This window comes from Nocardia thraciensis, from assembly GCF_054782435.1.
The window spans coordinates 328,617-344,301 of record NZ_BAAGSM010000010.1 but is presented as its reverse complement, the minus strand read 5'-3'; the positions used below and the strand labels follow the sequence as shown (position 1 = coordinate 344,301).

13 protein-coding genes and 1 tRNA gene are annotated in these 15,685 nt (G+C 69.4%); 3 read left to right on the top strand and 11 right to left on the bottom strand.

Features of this window, described 5'->3' with window-relative positions:
- Positions 1 to 2 precede the first annotated feature (2 nt).
- Positions 3 to 1,709: an ABC transporter ATP-binding protein gene (locus tag ACYVLQ_RS04720; RefSeq protein ID WP_460696117.1), complete on the bottom strand. Its 1,707-nt coding sequence runs from the start codon at positions 1,707 to 1,709 to the stop codon at positions 3 to 5.
- The gene (locus ACYVLQ_RS04715; RefSeq protein ID WP_460696116.1) at positions 1,706 to 3,544 is read right to left on the bottom strand and encodes an ABC transporter ATP-binding protein; all 1,839 of its coding nucleotides are present in this window, start codon (positions 3,542 to 3,544) and stop codon (positions 1,706 to 1,708) included. Before ACYVLQ_RS04715 ends, ACYVLQ_RS04720 begins: the two co-directional genes overlap by 4 nt.
- 149 nt (positions 3,545 to 3,693) lie before the next feature.
- Between ACYVLQ_RS04715 and ACYVLQ_RS04710 the strand changes: the two genes are divergently transcribed.
- A complete protein-coding gene (locus ACYVLQ_RS04710) occupies positions 3,694 to 3,990 on the top strand; it encodes a hypothetical protein (protein ID WP_460696115.1) in 297 nt (98 codons plus the stop codon).
- Here the strand turns inward: ACYVLQ_RS04710 and ACYVLQ_RS04705 are convergent.
- Both ACYVLQ_RS04705 and ACYVLQ_RS04700 read right to left on the bottom strand, forming a co-directional pair.
- Entirely contained in the window at positions 3,987 to 4,811 is an 825-nt protein-coding gene (locus ACYVLQ_RS04705) for a hypothetical protein (protein WP_460696114.1), read from the bottom strand. The genes ACYVLQ_RS04710 and ACYVLQ_RS04705 overlap by 4 nt on opposite strands.
- A 63-nt stretch (positions 4,812 to 4,874) precedes the next feature.
- Entirely contained in the window at positions 4,875 to 6,569 is a 1,695-nt protein-coding gene (locus tag ACYVLQ_RS04700; RefSeq protein ID WP_460696113.1) for a serine/threonine-protein kinase, read from the bottom strand.
- A gap of 228 nt (positions 6,570 to 6,797) precedes the next feature.
- Between ACYVLQ_RS04700 and ACYVLQ_RS04695 the strand changes: the two genes are divergently transcribed.
- Positions 6,798 to 7,868 (top strand): glycosyltransferase, encoded by a 1,071-nt coding sequence (locus tag ACYVLQ_RS04695; RefSeq protein WP_460696112.1) that lies wholly within the window; start codon positions 6,798 to 6,800, stop codon positions 7,866 to 7,868.
- 297 nt (positions 7,869 to 8,165) lie between these two features.
- On the opposite strand, the gene ACYVLQ_RS04690 is transcribed toward ACYVLQ_RS04695, so the two are convergent.
- The 7 genes from ACYVLQ_RS04690 to ACYVLQ_RS04660 form a co-directional block, all read right to left on the bottom strand.
- A tRNA-Leu gene (locus tag ACYVLQ_RS04690) sits at positions 8,166 to 8,239 on the bottom strand.
- A gap of 55 nt (positions 8,240 to 8,294) precedes the next feature.
- A complete protein-coding gene (locus ACYVLQ_RS04685; protein WP_460696111.1) occupies positions 8,295 to 9,761 on the bottom strand; it encodes a peptide MFS transporter in 1,467 nt (488 codons plus the stop codon).
- A 443-nt stretch (positions 9,762 to 10,204) separates the two neighbouring features.
- On the bottom strand, positions 10,205 to 11,152 hold the full coding sequence (locus ACYVLQ_RS04680; RefSeq protein ID WP_460696110.1) for a Ppx/GppA phosphatase family protein: 948 nt from the start codon (positions 11,150 to 11,152) through the stop codon (positions 10,205 to 10,207).
- On the bottom strand, positions 11,145 to 11,690 hold the full coding sequence (locus tag ACYVLQ_RS04675) for a DUF501 domain-containing protein (RefSeq protein ID WP_460696109.1): 546 nt from the start codon (positions 11,688 to 11,690) through the stop codon (positions 11,145 to 11,147). The genes ACYVLQ_RS04680 and ACYVLQ_RS04675 overlap by 8 nt, the downstream gene beginning before the upstream one ends.
- Positions 11,687 to 12,340: an FtsB family cell division protein gene (locus ACYVLQ_RS04670; protein WP_460696108.1), complete on the bottom strand. Its 654-nt coding sequence runs from the start codon at positions 12,338 to 12,340 to the stop codon at positions 11,687 to 11,689. The genes ACYVLQ_RS04675 and ACYVLQ_RS04670 overlap by 4 nt, the downstream gene beginning before the upstream one ends.
- Before the next feature lie 78 nt (positions 12,341 to 12,418).
- Entirely contained in the window at positions 12,419 to 13,708 is a 1,290-nt protein-coding gene (gene eno, locus ACYVLQ_RS04665; RefSeq protein ID WP_460696107.1) for a phosphopyruvate hydratase, read from the bottom strand.
- A 134-nt stretch (positions 13,709 to 13,842) separates the two neighbouring features.
- Positions 13,843 to 14,598 carry a lytic transglycosylase domain-containing protein gene (locus ACYVLQ_RS04660; RefSeq protein ID WP_460696106.1) on the bottom strand — a complete coding sequence of 252 codons (756 nt, stop codon included), beginning with the start codon at positions 14,596 to 14,598 and terminating at the stop codon, positions 13,843 to 13,845.
- A gap of 93 nt (positions 14,599 to 14,691) precedes the next feature.
- Between ACYVLQ_RS04660 and ACYVLQ_RS04655 the strand changes: the two genes are divergently transcribed.
- On the top strand, positions 14,692 to 15,681 hold the full coding sequence (locus ACYVLQ_RS04655; RefSeq protein WP_460696105.1) for an AurF N-oxygenase family protein: 990 nt from the start codon (positions 14,692 to 14,694) through the stop codon (positions 15,679 to 15,681).
- The last annotated feature ends 4 nt before the right edge of the window (positions 15,682 to 15,685 follow it).

The window sequence follows — 15,685 nt, the reverse complement described above, 5'->3', positions numbered from 1 at the left end:
CGTCAGGACCGGGCCGGAGCGAGATTCCAGAACTCGGCGTAGCGGCCGTTCCGGCGCAGCAGTTCGTCGTGGGCACCGTCCTCGACGATCCGCCCGCCGTCGAGGAAGACGATGCGGTCGGCGCGCCGCACAGTGCGCAGCCGGTGCGCGACCATCACTACGGTGCGGCCCGCCATCAGGCGCTCGATACCCTCGTGGACGGCGGCCTCGTTCACCGGGTCCAGCGCCGAGGTCACCTCGTCCAGCAGCACGACGGGGGCGTTCTTCAGCAGCGCGCGGGCGATCGAAACACGTTGGCGCTCACCGCCGGACAGCAGCGCGCCGCCCTCGCCGACACACGCCGACCAGCCGCCGGGCAGCCGCTCGATCACCTCGTCCAGCCGCGCCGCAGTCGCCGCGGCGCGCACCTGCGCAGCGTCGGCGTCGGGGCGACCGAGCCGCACGTTCTCCTCGATGGTGCCATCGAAGAGATAGACGTTCTGGAACACGATGGCGATCTGCTCCCTCAGCGTTTCGGTGCCGATCTCGCGCACATCCACGCCGCCGACGCGCACCGCGCCCGCGTCCACGTCGTAGAACCGCGCGAGCAGCTGCAACACCGTGCTCTTCCCCGCGCCGGACGGCCCGACTACGGCCAGCCGCTGCCCCGCCGGGACCGACAGCGACACGGCATCGATCACCGCGCGGTCGCCGCGCCGGAAGATCACGGACTCGAACTCCAGGTCGTGGCGGACCGGCCGGACCGGTTCGCGTGCCTCCGGCAGCGGTTCGGTGCGCAGCACCGTATCGAGCCGGACCAGCTCGGCCCGGGCGGCGCGCAGCTTGCCGCCGATATCCGTCAGCGACAGCAGCGGGTCGGCGCAGCGGGCGGCCAGCACCAGGATCGCCAAAACCTCTGCCGCGCCGACACTTCCACGAAGCGTCAGATAGGAACCCAGGGCCAGCAGCGCGGTGAACACCGCCTGCACCGTGAGCGTCAGGCCCACGATTCCGGGCAGCGCCGACAGCGTCGAACGACGTCCCGCGCGCTCGAGTTCGGACAGCGCGTCGTCGAGGAATCGGAAGCGTTCCGCGGTCCGGCCACCGGCCCGCAGCACCGGCTGGGCCTGGAGGTATTCGATGACCCGCCCGGTCGCCTCGTCGCCGCGTTCGTGGCGCTCGGCATCGGTGGCGGCCGCCGAACGACCCGTCCACACCTGGACCGCCGCCACCACCGGGACGGCGATCAGCGCGGCCAGTCCGAGCCGCCAGTCGAACACGAACATCACGGCGACGATCGTCAGCGGCGTCACGGACGCGGAGACGAGCGGCGCCAGCAGATGCGCGATCACGCTCATCGCCTGCAGGACACCCTGACTCGCCAGCACCGACACCTCGCCGACGCGCCCGGCCGAGTACCAGCCGAGCGGCAGCCGGGCCAGATGCTCGCCGAGCCGCCGGTAGACCCCGCGCAAAAGCGTTGTGCCGACCCGGAATCCGGACAGATCGCTGCTGTAGCGCAGCGCCGCGTAGATCACGACCGCGCCTCCGAACGCGACCAGCCAGGGCCACGCGTCGCCCGGGTCGCTCCCGAACAGCGCCCGCAGCACCGGCGCCAGCAGTGCGTAGGACAGCCCCTCGACCACCGCGGTCACCGTCATCAGGGCCACGGTGCGGCGCACCGGACGGGCGTACTCGCGCCCCAGCACCCGCAGTAGCGTTCGAATCATCGGGGCTCGTCTCCTGTTGCGCCGGTGTGGATTTCGATCTCCTCGGTGATCGCCGGCCGATGCGATCGCCAGAACTCCGCGAACCGGCCGCCGCGTGCCAGCAGCTCGGCGGGACCGCCGCGTTCGACGATCTCCCCGTCCTCCAGCACCACCACGGTGTCGGCGTCGGCGACCGTCTCCGGTCGGTGGGCGATGACCAGCCTCGTGCGATCGCCCGCCAGCGTCGAGAGCGCCTGGCGCACCGCCTGTTCGGTCTGCGGATCCGCGAACGAGGTGGCCTCGTCGAGCACCAGCACCGGGGTATCGGCGAGCAGCGCCCGGGCGAGCGAGATCCGTTGTGCCTCACCGCCCGACAGCTGGGCGTCCACACCGATCACCGAATCGTAGCCGTGCGGCAGCCGCACGATTCGGTCGTGGATATTCGCCAGCCGGGCGACGCGGACCACGTCGTCGAGGTCGGAGTGCGGCACGGCCAGCGCGATATTGTCCGCGACCGACGCGCGCAGCAGGCGAACGTCCTGGAACACGAAGGAGATCCGGCGGTAGAGTTCCCGGCTGCCCAGCTCGCGCAGATCGACCCCGCCCAAGAGGACGGCGCCGTGGGTCGGGTCGAAGAACCGCGGTAACAACTGGACCAGCGTGGACTTCCCGCTGCCGGACGGTCCCACGATCGCGGTCACCGTCCCGGGCTCCAGCACCAGATCGATACCGCGCAGCACCTCGCGACCGTCGTCGTAGCCGAAGCGCACCTCGCGCAGCTCCACCCGGTGCCCGCGCGGCGCCACCGGGCGCTTCGGCTCCGGAAGTGGCTGCACCGCAAGCACATCCCGGATCCGGCCCACCGCGCGCCGGGCGGCCTGCAGGTCGTCGAAGCCGTGGCCGAGCGCGGCGACCGGGGCCGTCAGCCCCAGCCCCAGCAGCAGGAAGGGCAGCAGGTCCGCCGGGGCCAGCGAGCCGTTCGTGATCAGCGCCGTCCCGCCGATCAGCACGACCACCAGCACGAACGGCGGCGACAGCATCAGCTGCATGGCCGCCGCGATCGGGGAGAGACCGACCGCCCAGCGGAGAAAGGAATCGGCGAAATCATCTGTGGCCGTGCGGAATTTCCCGTGCACGCGCTCGCCGCCACCGAACGCCTTGACCACCGCGATCCCCTGGACGAACTCGATGGCCGCATCGGCGATCCGGCCCATCCCGTCGTCGAAGTCCACCTGCTCGCGCTGTCGCTTCGGGGTCATCATCAGGGGCACCAGCGCGATCGCCAGCACCACCGGAACCATCGTGATCAGCGTCAGCCGCCAGTCCACGGTGCACAGGTACACCAGCGCGACCAGCGGCACCACGAACGCGGACACCAGTTCGCCGGGCGCGTGCGCGATGAGCGGATGCACGGCGCCGACGTCCTGCCCGACCACCTTCGCCAGCTCGCCGGTGCGTCGCCGCGAGAACCAGCCGATCGGCACCCGCCCCAGCCGCGCCGCCAGCTGACGGCGGAACGAGAGTTCCACCCGGCCGTCGAGCAGGTGCCCGATCCCCGAGGACGCGCCGGTGCACACCAGCCGCACGAACAGGCCGACGGCGCCGACGGTCACGACGAACCACACGTGACCGTGATCGATCGGGTCGGGCGACAACAGCGCCCGGCCCAGTTCCACGACCGCCAGCAGCGGCGCCAGACCCGCGACGGCGCCGATGATCTGCAGGATGACGACGGCGGCGAAACCCCGGGCGAACGGGCGCACGAGCCCCGCCACGCTCGGCCCCGACGCGAATTCGGCATCCGGCCGAGGCGGTGCGGACCGCTCCCCTACCTCGGCAACGTCGATGGTGGTCATCGCTCTCCCGTCATTTTCGTACGCGTACGAACAGCGTACCTCACTCCCTCGCGCCCGGACCGGTCCGGTGCGGCCACCGTTAACTTGGCCAGGCCGGGCGGCGCCGAGCACCGGAAACCGGCACACAGTCGTTCGAACAGGAGAAGACGATGTCCCACCGAAACATCCACGCGCGCAACGCACTCGCCGCCGCCGCGTTCGTCGCCACCGCCTTGTCGATGTCGTATCAGGCCGCACAGGCGCAACCGGTCCGAATCGGCCAAGGCGCCCAGATCCCTAGCGTCGCAACGTCGTACGACCCGTGCGGGGCGAACCAGTACGGCTGCTACTCCCCCTACGGGGCGTGCGACAACTACCAGCCGGGGTGCGCGGGCCCGTACGACAACGGGTACAAGCCCTACGACTACGACCAGAACAAGGATCAGTACGGCAGGCAGTACCGCTAGTCGAGCAGCAGCAGGTCGCGCGGCACGAGGGTGGTCGACTGGGTCAGCTCGTGGAGCAGGTTGTGATTGAGCATATTGCCGATGGGCTCGCCGACCTGTTCCCGAGTCAGTCCCTCGACGGGCTCTCGGCCGCAGCCGCGCGCATATCGCTTGTCCGACAGGCGCGCTCGGACCCGGCCCACCAGATCCGCGACATGCCGCTCGGTCCAGCCCGCCTCCGGTTGCAGCGCGGCGAGCAGGGCCGCGGTCTCCTTCCAGGTCCACGGCTGCGGCCAGCGCTCCTGATACAGATACCGCTGTCCGAGGGCGACCAGCGCGAGCTTCTCCTCCGGTTCCAGCGGCCACGGCCTGGGCGCATCGGTCACATGCTCGTGCCGGGGAGCGGGGAGGGCTCCGTCGACGCCGGTCACGTAGACCTCCAGCAGATGCTCCCGATTGTGGGATCCGCGAATGAACATCGGGGTGTAGCCGGTGCTCAGCGGGAACGGCTCCTCCCCCTCGAATACCATCCGCGCCTCGGGCAGCCGGATCGGCACGCTGCCGGTGTTGCTGAGCTGCCAGCAGCGCTCCCGGAATGCCAGGCTGCCGTGCACCCGGCTGATCCGCAGGTCGTCCTGGCCGACTCCGACGTCGACCTGCTCGATGTTGCGGCCGAATTCGATGACGTTGCCCTCGTCCGGCGTCCCGCACACGCCGCCCGCCGTCGACAACACCGAGATCGTGCCCGGTTCGGCGTCGCCGACCCCCCTGGCCAGCCCGTGTTGCGATACGGACAGCGCATACACGCCGCGACGTCCCGGCGCACCCGCTCTCTGCTGCACGACATCCTCCTTACGGTTCGGATCCGAGCCTCACACGCCGTGCGCCGGACCGGTCCGCGCGCGTCATCGGGTCAGGTTGGCCGCGACGGTCGCCGCCACATCGGTCACGGTCTCGCAGTGCCGCGCCGGCGGCCGCGCTCCCGAGAACTTGACCACAACGACCTCGGCCCGGTCGCCGCCGGAGGTCGCCCGGAAGCTCCGATACTGGATCTGCACGATGCAGTCGTCGTTCTCCTCCTCGCGGCGGAAACTGGGCAGACCGGCGAGGGTCAGCGGCTGGCCCGCCGCGGCGGTCTTCGGCGAATCGCGGTCGTAACGGACCGTGATGTGGCCGTTGATGGTGCTGTCCCAACGGCAGGACCACTTGCCGAACCCGGCGGACGGGTGCGTCGCGTCGACGCCCGCCACCTTGCCGAGGGTCGCCGCGTCGACCAGGGCACAGGCCTCGTGCCGGGCCAGCGATTCCGGCGGGAACGGACTGGGTCGGCGCGGAATCGGGCCGTGCCACAGCACATTTCGCGCGTATTCGACGGCGGCGTCGGCCAGCGCGCAGGGATCGGGCCCAGCGGACCCGTCGGGCCGCCGCTCGCCGGTGATCTCGACGTTTCCACCGCCCGAAAGCATCAACGTCCGAACGCATCTGGTGCCGCTGGCCGGTTCGGAGACGATGGTGACATTACCGGCGGGGGTGAGCGTGACGTGCGAGGTCTGCGCGGGCGCCTGCGTGGTGAGCGTCAGGCGGACCCGTCCGATATCCGGGTGGAAGTCGTCCCCCCACGCCCGCACCCGCAGATCACAGGTATCGAAGTTGCCTCCGTCGGTGGTCAGGTCGATCCGCCCGAACCGGGCCAGGGACCCCGGATCGACCAGTGCGCACGGGTCCGCCGACTGCGGGTCACCGAACAGGTCGGTCGCCGCGGTGACCGGCATCGCCACACCGGCCGCGACGATCAGGGCCACCGCGGCCAGTTCCGCGGCGCCGAGGGCGACGCGGCGCAGCACCGTGCGGTCCCACCCGCGCGGGGGCTGGTCGAGGGCTTCGAAGCGGGCCGCGGCCGCCGCGGCCGCCGGGCGGTGGTTCGGGCCCGTCAGCGTCAACTGGGTGAGCAGCGCGTCGAGCGGTCCGGGTCGCCGCCGCCGGGCCGTCACGGCGAGCAGCGAGGCGCCGAGCGCGTACACGTCCGACTTGGGGCTCGCGGGCCCGCCCCGCTCGACCTCGGGCGCCAGGTACTGCCACTTCCCGCGCGCCGCATCGGCTTTCGGTGTTTCGCCCGTCCCGGCGCTGCGCAGGTCCAGGGAACTTCCGAAGTCGGTCAGCAGGGCGTCGCCGTCGGCGGTGACGATGATGTTCTCCGGCGACACATCGCAGTGCAGGATGCCGCGCTCGTGGCAGTGCGCCAGCGCGCCCGCGATCTGCTCGCCGACCGAGGCGGCCTGCGGCGAGTCGAGTTTCCGCTCCCGGCGCGCGATCTCGGCCAGCGAGCGACCGTGGACATACTCCATGACCAGCCAGCAGACGCCCTCGTGCTCGAAGATGTTGTGCACGCCAACGATATTCGGATGTCGCAGGGCCGCCGCGTTGCGCGCCGCCGTGCGCAGCCGCGCCGCGCCCTCGGCATCGTCGGCACGCGGGCATTTGAGCACCACGTCCCGGTCCAGATCCTCGTCGGTTGCCCGCCAGACGATGCCCTCGCCGCCGCGAGTGAACAAGCCCCGCAGCACGTATCGGTCCGCGATCCTGTCGCCGACGCCAGTCATCCGCCCGTCCTCGTAGTCCGACCCCGAACCCGGCGAGGGCAGTTTAGCCGCTCATCGAGCCTCACGGACCGGTACGACTACAGGCGGGTTATCGGCCGGGTCCCGACGCGATCGCGAAGTACCCCTGCCCCGGCCACCGCTGCTGGCGATAGTCGTATCAGGCCGAGGCCGACGGCGAGTACCGTCCCGGAGGCGAAACAGCGCACCACGGAAAGCAAAAGTGATCGGATGAGATTCCACGTAGCCGCCCTCCCCCACACTCAGACCACCAAGTACTACTCGCCCTGCCCCTTCACGCAGAAGTTGCGCTTGTTCTGCGACATGATGTCGAGCCTCGGCCACGAGGTGTACCTGTACGCCGGGGAGGAGAACGAGGCCGCCTGCACGGAGTTGATCACCGTCGTCAGCAAGGACGATCAGCGCGAGTGGTTCGGCGAGCAACTCCTCGAGGACGGCTTCCCCTTCTCCTGGGACGCGGAGGACCGGCACTGGCTGATTACCAACGCGCGCATCATCACCGAGATCTCCAAGCGCAAGCGGCCGCGCGACTTCATCTGTGTCATCGGCGGCTCCTGCCAGCAGCCGATCGCTGCCGCCTTTCCCGAACTGCAGACCGTCGAATTCGGCATCGGATACAGCGGCGTGTTCGCCAAGTACCGGGTGTTCGAGAGCTATGCCTGGATGCACGCGGTGTACGGGGCGAGTACGACCATTCCGGGGATCATGTCCGAGCGAGGCCAATTCTACGATGCGGTGATCCCCGCCTACTTCGACGTCGGAGACTTCCCGTTCTCCGCCGAGAAGGACGATTACTTCCTGTTCATCGGGCGGTTGATCGAGGCCAAGGGGGTGCAGATCGCGATCGATACTTGCCGACGCCGGAATGCCAAGTTGGTCGTGGCGGGCGCGGGCACGCCGCCGAGCGGTGTCGAGTACGTCGGCGTGGTGGACGTGCGGCGGCGTGGGGAGCTGATGAGCCGGGCCCGCGCGGTGTTCGTGCCGTCGCTGTATCTGGAACCGTTCGGCGCCGTTCATGTCGAGGCCATGCTGTGCGGCACACCGGTAATCACCACGGATTGGGGCGCGTTCAGCGAGACGGTGCAGCAGGGCGTGCAGGGTTTCCGGTGCCGCACGCTGCGTGAGTTCTGCGACGCGGCCGAGGCGGTCGGAAAGCTCGACTACCAAGGTATTCGGGACTACGCGGTGGCCCGGTTCTCCACCGAGGTGGTCGCGAAGCAATACGACTACTACTTCCAGAGATTGCAAACCCTGTGGGGCGATGGCTTTTACACGCTGTAGTCGCCGTGGGCGCCGACGGTCCGGGAGCCCGGGATCGGCGTTGCCCGGTGATCGCTGGCTCGGCGTCGGGGCGTCGCGAGAGAGGGTGGAGTAGGGGGTGCGGCTAGTACACGCCACTGTCGTGATTGTGCCAACTGTGCGCCGCGGGGATGTGGGGGCGACGAGGAGGACGGTTCCGCAGGGGGCGGACGGTGGATGAGCCCAGGGGCGGCGGGGGTGCCGGAATCGGGTTGCGACGCGGGGGCGGGGGTGTGGTCGGACCACCCCGAAAACAGTGCGATACCTGCGATTCGACAGTGCCCCCGGTCGGGATCGAACCGACACTGGACGGATTTTAAGTCCGCTGCCTCTGCCAGTTGGGCTACGGGGGCGTCCGGTCAGCCTACCGAATTTGTACGGGCGTCTCGGAATTCTCCGGAGATTTGCTCAGTGGACGCCCTCCATATGTCGGCTGACCCAAGGGGCGAGGAATCGGACGACCACACCGACCGCGATGGTGATCAAACCGAGGGTGCCGAAGTAGGTGACCTCATGGCCGGGGTCGTAGTACTTCGACAGCACGCCGGACATCGAGGTGCCGATCGCGATGGCGAAGAAGTTCAGCGCCATCATCTGCGCGCGAAACGCTTCCGGCGCGAGCTGAGTCGTCACCGCCAGGCCGATCGGCGACAGCAGCAGTTCGGAGGCCGCGAACAGGCTCATGACGAAGAACACCAGCAGCACCGGCACCTGCTTGCCGTCGATCCCGGCCAGCGGCACGAACAGCAGGAAGGCCGCGCCCATGCCGATGACGCCGTAGGAGAACTTGCGCGGGGTGCTGGGCGCGCGGGTGCCCAGCCGCGCCCAGAGCAGCGCGAACAGCGGCGACAGGATGATGATCCACACGGGATCGATCGAACTGACCCAGCTCGGCGGCGCGTCCCACCCGAAGATCGACCAGTTCATCCGCTCGTCGGAGTACACCGTGAGCACCGTGAAGATCTGCTGGAACAGCGAGAAGAACACGGCGGTGGCGATGTACAGCGGAATGTAGGCGCGGACCCGGGTGCGTTCGGTCGGGTTCACCTTCGGACTGGTCAGCATGATCACGAAGTAGGCGAGCGAGACCACGGCGACCACACCGGTGATCACCCAGGGCAGGTTGTCCAGCGTGATCAGCCCCGTCACCATCGCCAGCACGGCCACCGCGAGCACCGCCGCGACGAAACCTACCGTCTTGCCGATCTCACTGGGCGGCAACGGGTTCGGCACCACCCGCCCGTGCTCGCCGAGATGGCGCCGGAACACGGCGTACTGCGTCAGACCCAGCGCCATGCCGATCGCGGCGGCCCCGAATCCGTAATGGAAGCCCAGGTGGTCCTTCAGCAGCCCGGTGATCATCGGGCCGATGAAACCGCCGAGATTGATGCCGAGGTAGAACAGCGTGAAGCCGGTGTCCAGCCGCGGGTCGTCCTTCTCGTAGAGAGTGCCCAGCAGCGAGGAGGCGTTGGCCTTGAGCGCGCCGCTGCCGAGCGCGACCAGCACCAGGCCGACGCCGACCCCGCTCAGGCCCGGCAGCAGTGCCAGCGCGATATGCCCCACCACCACGACGACGCCACCGTAGAACACGGTGCGCTCCATGCCCAGGAGCCGGTCGGCAACCCAGCCGCCGAGCACGGTCGCCAGGTAGACGAAGCCGCCGTAGGCACCGACGATGCCCGTAGCCGTGGACGTCTTCATCCCGAGGCCGCCGTCGGTCACCGAGTAGTACAGGTAGTAGCCGAGGATGGCGACCATGCCGTAGTAGGAGAAACGCTCCCACAGCTCGACCCCGAACAGGTTCGCCAAACCCATCGGCTGCCCGAACAGGGTCCGCTCGGCCGGTCGGCCGGACCGCTGCACTACTCCCGTCATGCGTACGACCTTTCCATGTCACGCAATTTTCCAGCAACCAGGGTGGCGGTCGCATCGTTTCGGTGCACCGGGTCTGGTCCACCGCCGCAGGGCAGAGTAACTGGACGCTTGTCTCCTTGAGGTGGATTCCCATCAGAATGTTCAGACAATGCGCAGATTGCACGCAATCTGCACAATTCGTCCCCCGGTAACTTGGCACGATGTAGGTCCTCGCCGTCGCGGCGTCGTCTCCACGTTGAGATCGTCGGACCGCATGCCCACCGGAGCGGTGTAGGGCGCTCGCACGAATACGGATACCGCCCCGGGGAGTCCGCGGACAAGCGGGTGTTCCCAAGGCCGGAGCGTTCGCTGCCGTTCGCGCCGCCGAGCCCATCAAGCGAACCGGCACCCGACGTGGTTTCACCACGCCCGCAACGCAATTCGAACCGCCGCTGCCGGGATCGTCAGGCGATGGACATGGCGATGCCGTCGAGGATGTCGTGCTCGCTGACGATCAGCTCGCCGATGCCCGCGCGCCGCGCCAGCTCGTCGGCTAACACCTCGGTGATCACCGCGCCGCCGCCGATCACATCCACCCGGCCCGGGTGCATCGGCCCGAGCGCGGCGCGTTCGTCATGGTCCATCTCGACCAGCCGATGACACACGGCCCGAACCTCTGCCAGGCTCAGCCGGGTGAGATGCACACGCTCCGAATCGTATTCGGGCAAATCGAGCGCAACCGCCGCGATCGTGGTCATGGTGCCCGCCACGCCGACCCAGGTGTGCGCCCGCTCGGCCGGGACCACGCCGAATGCCTGCGCCAGCCGCTGGGCGGCGAAAAACCGTGCGGAGACGACCTCTTCGGGCGTGGGCGGATTGCCGTGCAGGCACCGCTCGGTGATCCGGACGCAGCCGATGTCGGCGGAGTAGGCCGCCTCGACACCGTGGCTGTTGCCGAGCACCACCTCCGTGGAACCGCCGCCCAGATCGACGACGACGAACGGCCCTTCGGCACTGGACAATTCGCCGACCGCGCCGGAGAACGACAGCCGGGCCTCCTCGTCGCCGGTGATCACCTCGGCCTGGGCGCCCGGCGCCACGCGGCCCAATTCCGCTGCGGCCGCGGCGAAGAAGTCGTCGCGATTGCGGGCGTCACGGGTGGCGGAGGTGGCGACCATGCGCACCCGGGTCACTCCCGCGTCCAGCATCCGGTCCACGTAGTCGTGCAGCGCGGCCCGGGTGCGTTCGATCGCCTCCGGGTTCAGTTCGCCGGTGGCGTCCACGCCCTGGCCCAGGCGCACGATCCGCATCTCCCGGTGCACATCGGACAGTTGTTTGTCCGCACCGACATCCGCGATCAGCAGCCGGATCGAATTCGTACCGCAATCGACGGCGGCCACCCGGTCACTCATCGCTGTCCTTCCCCACCGGATCACGGTGGTACTGCTCGTATTTCGGCCAGTCCGCCGGAACAGCGGTGCCGCGCAGACCGTTATCGGCGGCCAGGGCCACCGCCTCGTCGCCGAGCTGATTCACGCCGGGCCCCTTCGCCAGCGCGTGTGCCATCAGCACGTGCAAGCATTTCACTCGTTCCGGCATGCCGCCACCGCTGAAATCGGTGTCCAGCGACTCGATTTCGTTCCGCTCGGCCAGATAGCTCTCGTGCGCGGCCCGGTACCCTGCGGCGAGTTCGGCGTCGGTGCGCAGCCGCTCGGACATCCCCCGCATCAGCCCGGCGGCCTCCTGCCTGCTCGCCTCCGCGGTGAGCCGCGGATCGGTCAGGTAGTACAGCGTCGGGAACGGCGTGCCGTCGGGCAGCCGCGGCGCGGTCTTCACCACCGCCGGTTGGCCGTCCGGGGTGCGGTAGGCGATGGCGAGCACGCCGCGCGGCGGACGACCCAACTGCCGGGCGACGATCTCCAGATCGGCGTCAGAGGCTGGCTCGGTCACCGGGGCGCTCCTTCGGGGTGCTGGGGCGGCGGGGCCGCACCATCGGGATTCGGCACGGCCGGATCGGACTCCGGCGCGGCCGCCGCCGGCTGCGGATTGGACATGCTGCGGAACAGCTCGGTGTACCAGGGGTCCGGGCGGCGCTCGCGGGTCGGCTGCGCGGGCACGGCGGGCTGCTCGATACCGGGCACCTGCACGATGTAGGCGGTCTCGCCGGGCATGACCAGCCGCAGCCGATCGCGCGCCTCGGACCTGATGTAGGCGGGGTCCTGCTGCTGCGCCCGGCGATCGCGCAGCCGGGCCAGATCGCTCTCCAGCTCCGTGCGCTCCTGCGCGAGCTGCGCGGATTCGCTGCGCTGGCTGAAATACGTCCGCATCGGCACGGCCAGGGTCAGCGCCAGCGCGCACAGCACGGCGGCCAGGATCACCGCGCGGCCGGTGGACAGGCCCAGGATCTTGCGTTCGTGCTTATCGCGCGCGGCCGCACGGGATTCCGTCTTGCTCACGCGACGCTGCGCCGCGCGCTTACCCGCGGCCGTGCGCGCCGTGGCTGCCGAACCCGCGGCCGGTTTCCGCGTGCGCGACCCGGCGGCCCGCGACGAGCGGCGGTCCCCGCGTCCTGCCGGACCGGCCCCGCGTCGCTCTGTCATCTCACACCTCGAAAGTCGGCTGAATTCGTGGCGGCGCCCGCGGAACGCGGGCGCCGCAACACGCCAGCTCCGACGGTACTATCCCGCGAACTCAAAGCGGGGGAACGCGACGTCCCCGGCGTAGCGAGCCGAATCACCCAGCGCGTCCTCGATGCGCAGCAGCTGGTTGTACTTGGCGACGCGCTCGCTGCGGGCCGGGGCGCCCGTCTTGATCTGGCCGCTGCCGACGGCCACCGCCAGGTCGGCGATGGTGGTGTCCTCGGTCTCGCCGGACCGGTGGCTCATCATCGACTTGTAGCCGTTGCGGTGCGCCAGCTCCACCGCGTCCAGCGTCTCGGTGAGCGTGCCGATCTGGTTGACCTTGACCAGCAGCGCGTTCGCGGCGCCCTTCTCGATGCCGTCCTCGAGGCGCTCCGGATTGGTGACGAATAGGTCGTCGCCGACCAGCTGCACCTTGTCGCCGATCTGGTCGGTGAGCGCGACCCAGCCGTCCCAGTCGTCCTCGGCCAGCGGGTCCTCGATCGAGACCAGCGGGTAGGCGGCCAGCAGCTCGCCGTAGAACTCGGTCATCTCCTCGGCCGAGCGGACGCTGCCCTCGAACTTGTAACCGCTACCGGCGGTGTAGAACTCGGTGGCCGCGACGTCCAGCGCCAGCGCCACATCGGTGCCGACCTTGTAGCCCGCCTTCTGGATGGAGGCGACGATCAGGTCCAAGGCCTCGCGGGTGCCGCCCGGCAGATCGGGGGCGAAGCCGCCCTCGTCGCCCAGGCCGGTGTTGAGGCCCTTGCTCTTCAGTTCGCCCTTCAGCGCGTGGTAGACCTCCGCACCCCAGCGCAGCGCCTCCCGGAAGGTGGGCGCGCCGATCGGGGCGATCATGAACTCCTGCACGTCGACGCTGGTATCCGCGTGCGCGCCGCCGTTGAGGATGTTCATCATCGGCACCGGCAGCACGTGCGCGTTCGGGCCGCCGAGGTAGCGGAACAGTTCCAGGCCCGACGATTCGGCGGCCGCGCGGGCCACCGCCAGCGACACGCCCAGCAGCGCGTTCGCGCCCAGGCGGGACTTGTCGGGGGTGCCGTCCAGATCCAGCAGGACCTGGTCGACGGTGCGCTGCTCGACCGCGTCCAGGCCGATCACGGCCGGTGCGATCTCGTCGAGGACACCCTCCACGGCCTTGCGCACGCCCTTGCCGCCGTAGCGCTCACCGCCGTCGCGCAGCTCCACGGCCTCGTGCTCGCCGGTGGAGGCGCCCGACGGCACGGCAGCCCTGGTCAGGGTGCCGTCGTCGAGAGCGATCTCGACCTCGACGGTGGGGTTGCCGCGCGAATCCAGGATCTCGCGCGCTCCGACCTGTTCGATGATGGCCACGAAAACGACACTCCTTCGGCTGCTGACTCGGTCCCGCCCACCGCCGTCCATGAGCAGGTCGCACGGCGAACCCGTGCTTACGCGAGCCTAACGTAGGGAGGGCTTCCGCATTCCGGCCACTTGCGCGCGTGTACTCAGACCCTGCGGCCGACGCTGTAGGCGGCGGCGTGGTTGCGGACCTTGTGCATGTACGCGGTGGAGTGGTTGTAGATGAACAGCGCCTGCTGCCAGCCCTCGGCGGAGGTCAGATTTCCGCCGCTGGCACACAGGTAGCGGGCGGCGGTGAGGGCCGCGTCGTCGATATTGTCCGGATCCGCCGTGCCGTCGCCGTTCGCGTCCGCGCCCCAGCGCTGCCAGGTCTCGGGGAGGAACTGGAATGGGCCCATCGCGCGCACGTAGACCGGCTCGGCGGGGTTCGAGGTCGCGGCCTCGTCGACGATCCGCTGTATGCCCGGGGATCCGTCCAGCGGTACGCCGCGGATCGGCGGGCTCACCTGGCCGTCCGCATCGACGCGCGACCCGCCGTGACTGCCGTGCTTGCTCTCGACCCGCGCGATTCCGGCGAGGGTGGTCCAGGCGACGCCGCAGTCCGGGCGCGAGCGCGCCATGATGGCCGCGGCGTACCCGTACGCCTCCAGCGCCACCACCGGAATGCCGAGGGCGTCGGACTGCTCCTCGGCCCAGCCGCGCAACTGCACGGCGGTGCGGCCGGGCGCGTCGAGATCGATCGCGGGGACGGGCGTGCCCGCGCCCGGCGGGATGCCCTCGGGTATCGGCGGCAGGTCCTCCCCCACACCGCATCCGGACAGCACGACGGCCGCCGCCACGACCGCCAGCACACCGGCGCGAATCTTGGATACGGCGCTAGCACCGGTTTTTCTCGGACGCACCCCTCCATCATCCAGATCCGCGCAAGAACACAGTTGTGTGAGACTCGGAGTCCCACGTATTCTCGATAGTGAGCCCGAGTTCAGGAGGCACCGATGACGTTGTCCGACACCATGCACACCGACCCGTTCCGTCCCGAGTACCGCGAGGCGCTGGCGACCCTGTCCGAGGGCTCGGTACACCGGCATTTCGACCCGTATCTCGATATCGATTGGGACAGTCCGGAACTCGCGATCGACCCGGACGATCCGCGGTGGGTGCTCGACCCGGAGATCGATCCGCTCGGGGCCACCCGGTGGTATCGGGAGTTGCCGCTGGAGCAGCAGATCGAGATCGGCAAGTGGCGAATCGCCAACGTCGTCAAGGTCGGAGCGGCGTTCGAGAGCATCCTGATCCGCGGGATGATGCAGTACATCATGAAGCTGCCGAACGGCTCCCCGGAGTTCCGGTACTGCCTGCACGAGATGACCGAAGAGTGCAACCACATCCAGATGTTCCAGGAGCTGGTGAACCGGATCGGCGTGGACGTGCCGGGGATGCGGCCCGCGTTCAAGCTGCTGTCGCCGCTGATCGGGGTGGCGGGCGGCTATTTCCACGTCATCCTGTTCATCGGCATCCTCGGCGGCGAGGAGCCCATCGACCGCTATCAGAAGGCGGTCATCCGCGCCGAGGCCAATATGCCGCCGATGGTGTTGCGCACCATGCAGATTCACGTCGCCGAGGAGGCGCGGCACATCTCCTTCGCGCACGAGTACCTGACCGCCCACCTGGAGAAGATGGGCGTGCCCGGAAAGGCGGTGTGCGCGCTGGCCTTCCCACTGGCGATGCGGTGGCTGGCCGGGGAGATCATGGCCCCGCCGCGCTCGTTCGGCCGCCGGTTCGACATTCCGCGCGAGGTCGTCAAGGAGGCGTTCTGGCGGGCCCCCGCCTCCCGGCGCATCCTCTCGAGCTACTTCGACGACGTACGCAAACTAGCCGACGACCTCGGCCTACTCCCCGCGCCGGCCCGAATGCTATGGCGCGCACTGAATATCGACGGCCCCACCTCCCGCTACCGCAGCGAGCCTGTACGCCGAGCAGCCTGACAAA

Bases quoted from the DNA above. Each gene is read 5' to 3' on its own strand.
- ACYVLQ_RS04720 (WP_460696117.1), bottom strand. From the start codon at position 1,709: ATGATTCGAACGCTACTGCGGGTGCTGGGGCGCGAGTACGCCCGTCCG.
- ACYVLQ_RS04715 (WP_460696116.1), bottom strand. From the start codon at position 3,544: ATGACCACCATCGACGTTGCCGAGGTAGGGGAGCGGTCCGCACCGCCT.
- ACYVLQ_RS04710 (WP_460696115.1), top strand. From the start codon at position 3,694: ATGTCCCACCGAAACATCCACGCGCGCAACGCACTCGCCGCCGCCGCG.
- ACYVLQ_RS04700 (WP_460696113.1), bottom strand. From the start codon at position 6,569: ATGACTGGCGTCGGCGACAGGATCGCGGACCGATACGTGCTGCGGGGC.
- ACYVLQ_RS04695 (WP_460696112.1), top strand. From the start codon at position 6,798: ATGAGATTCCACGTAGCCGCCCTCCCCCACACTCAGACCACCAAGTAC.
- ACYVLQ_RS04685 (WP_460696111.1), bottom strand. From the start codon at position 9,761: ATGACGGGAGTAGTGCAGCGGTCCGGCCGACCGGCCGAGCGGACCCTG.
- ACYVLQ_RS04680 (WP_460696110.1), bottom strand. From the start codon at position 11,152: ATGAGTGACCGGGTGGCCGCCGTCGATTGCGGTACGAATTCGATCCGG.
- ACYVLQ_RS04670 (WP_460696108.1), bottom strand. From the start codon at position 12,340: ATGACAGAGCGACGCGGGGCCGGTCCGGCAGGACGCGGGGACCGCCGC.
- ACYVLQ_RS04655 (WP_460696105.1), top strand. From the start codon at position 14,692: ATGACGTTGTCCGACACCATGCACACCGACCCGTTCCGTCCCGAGTAC.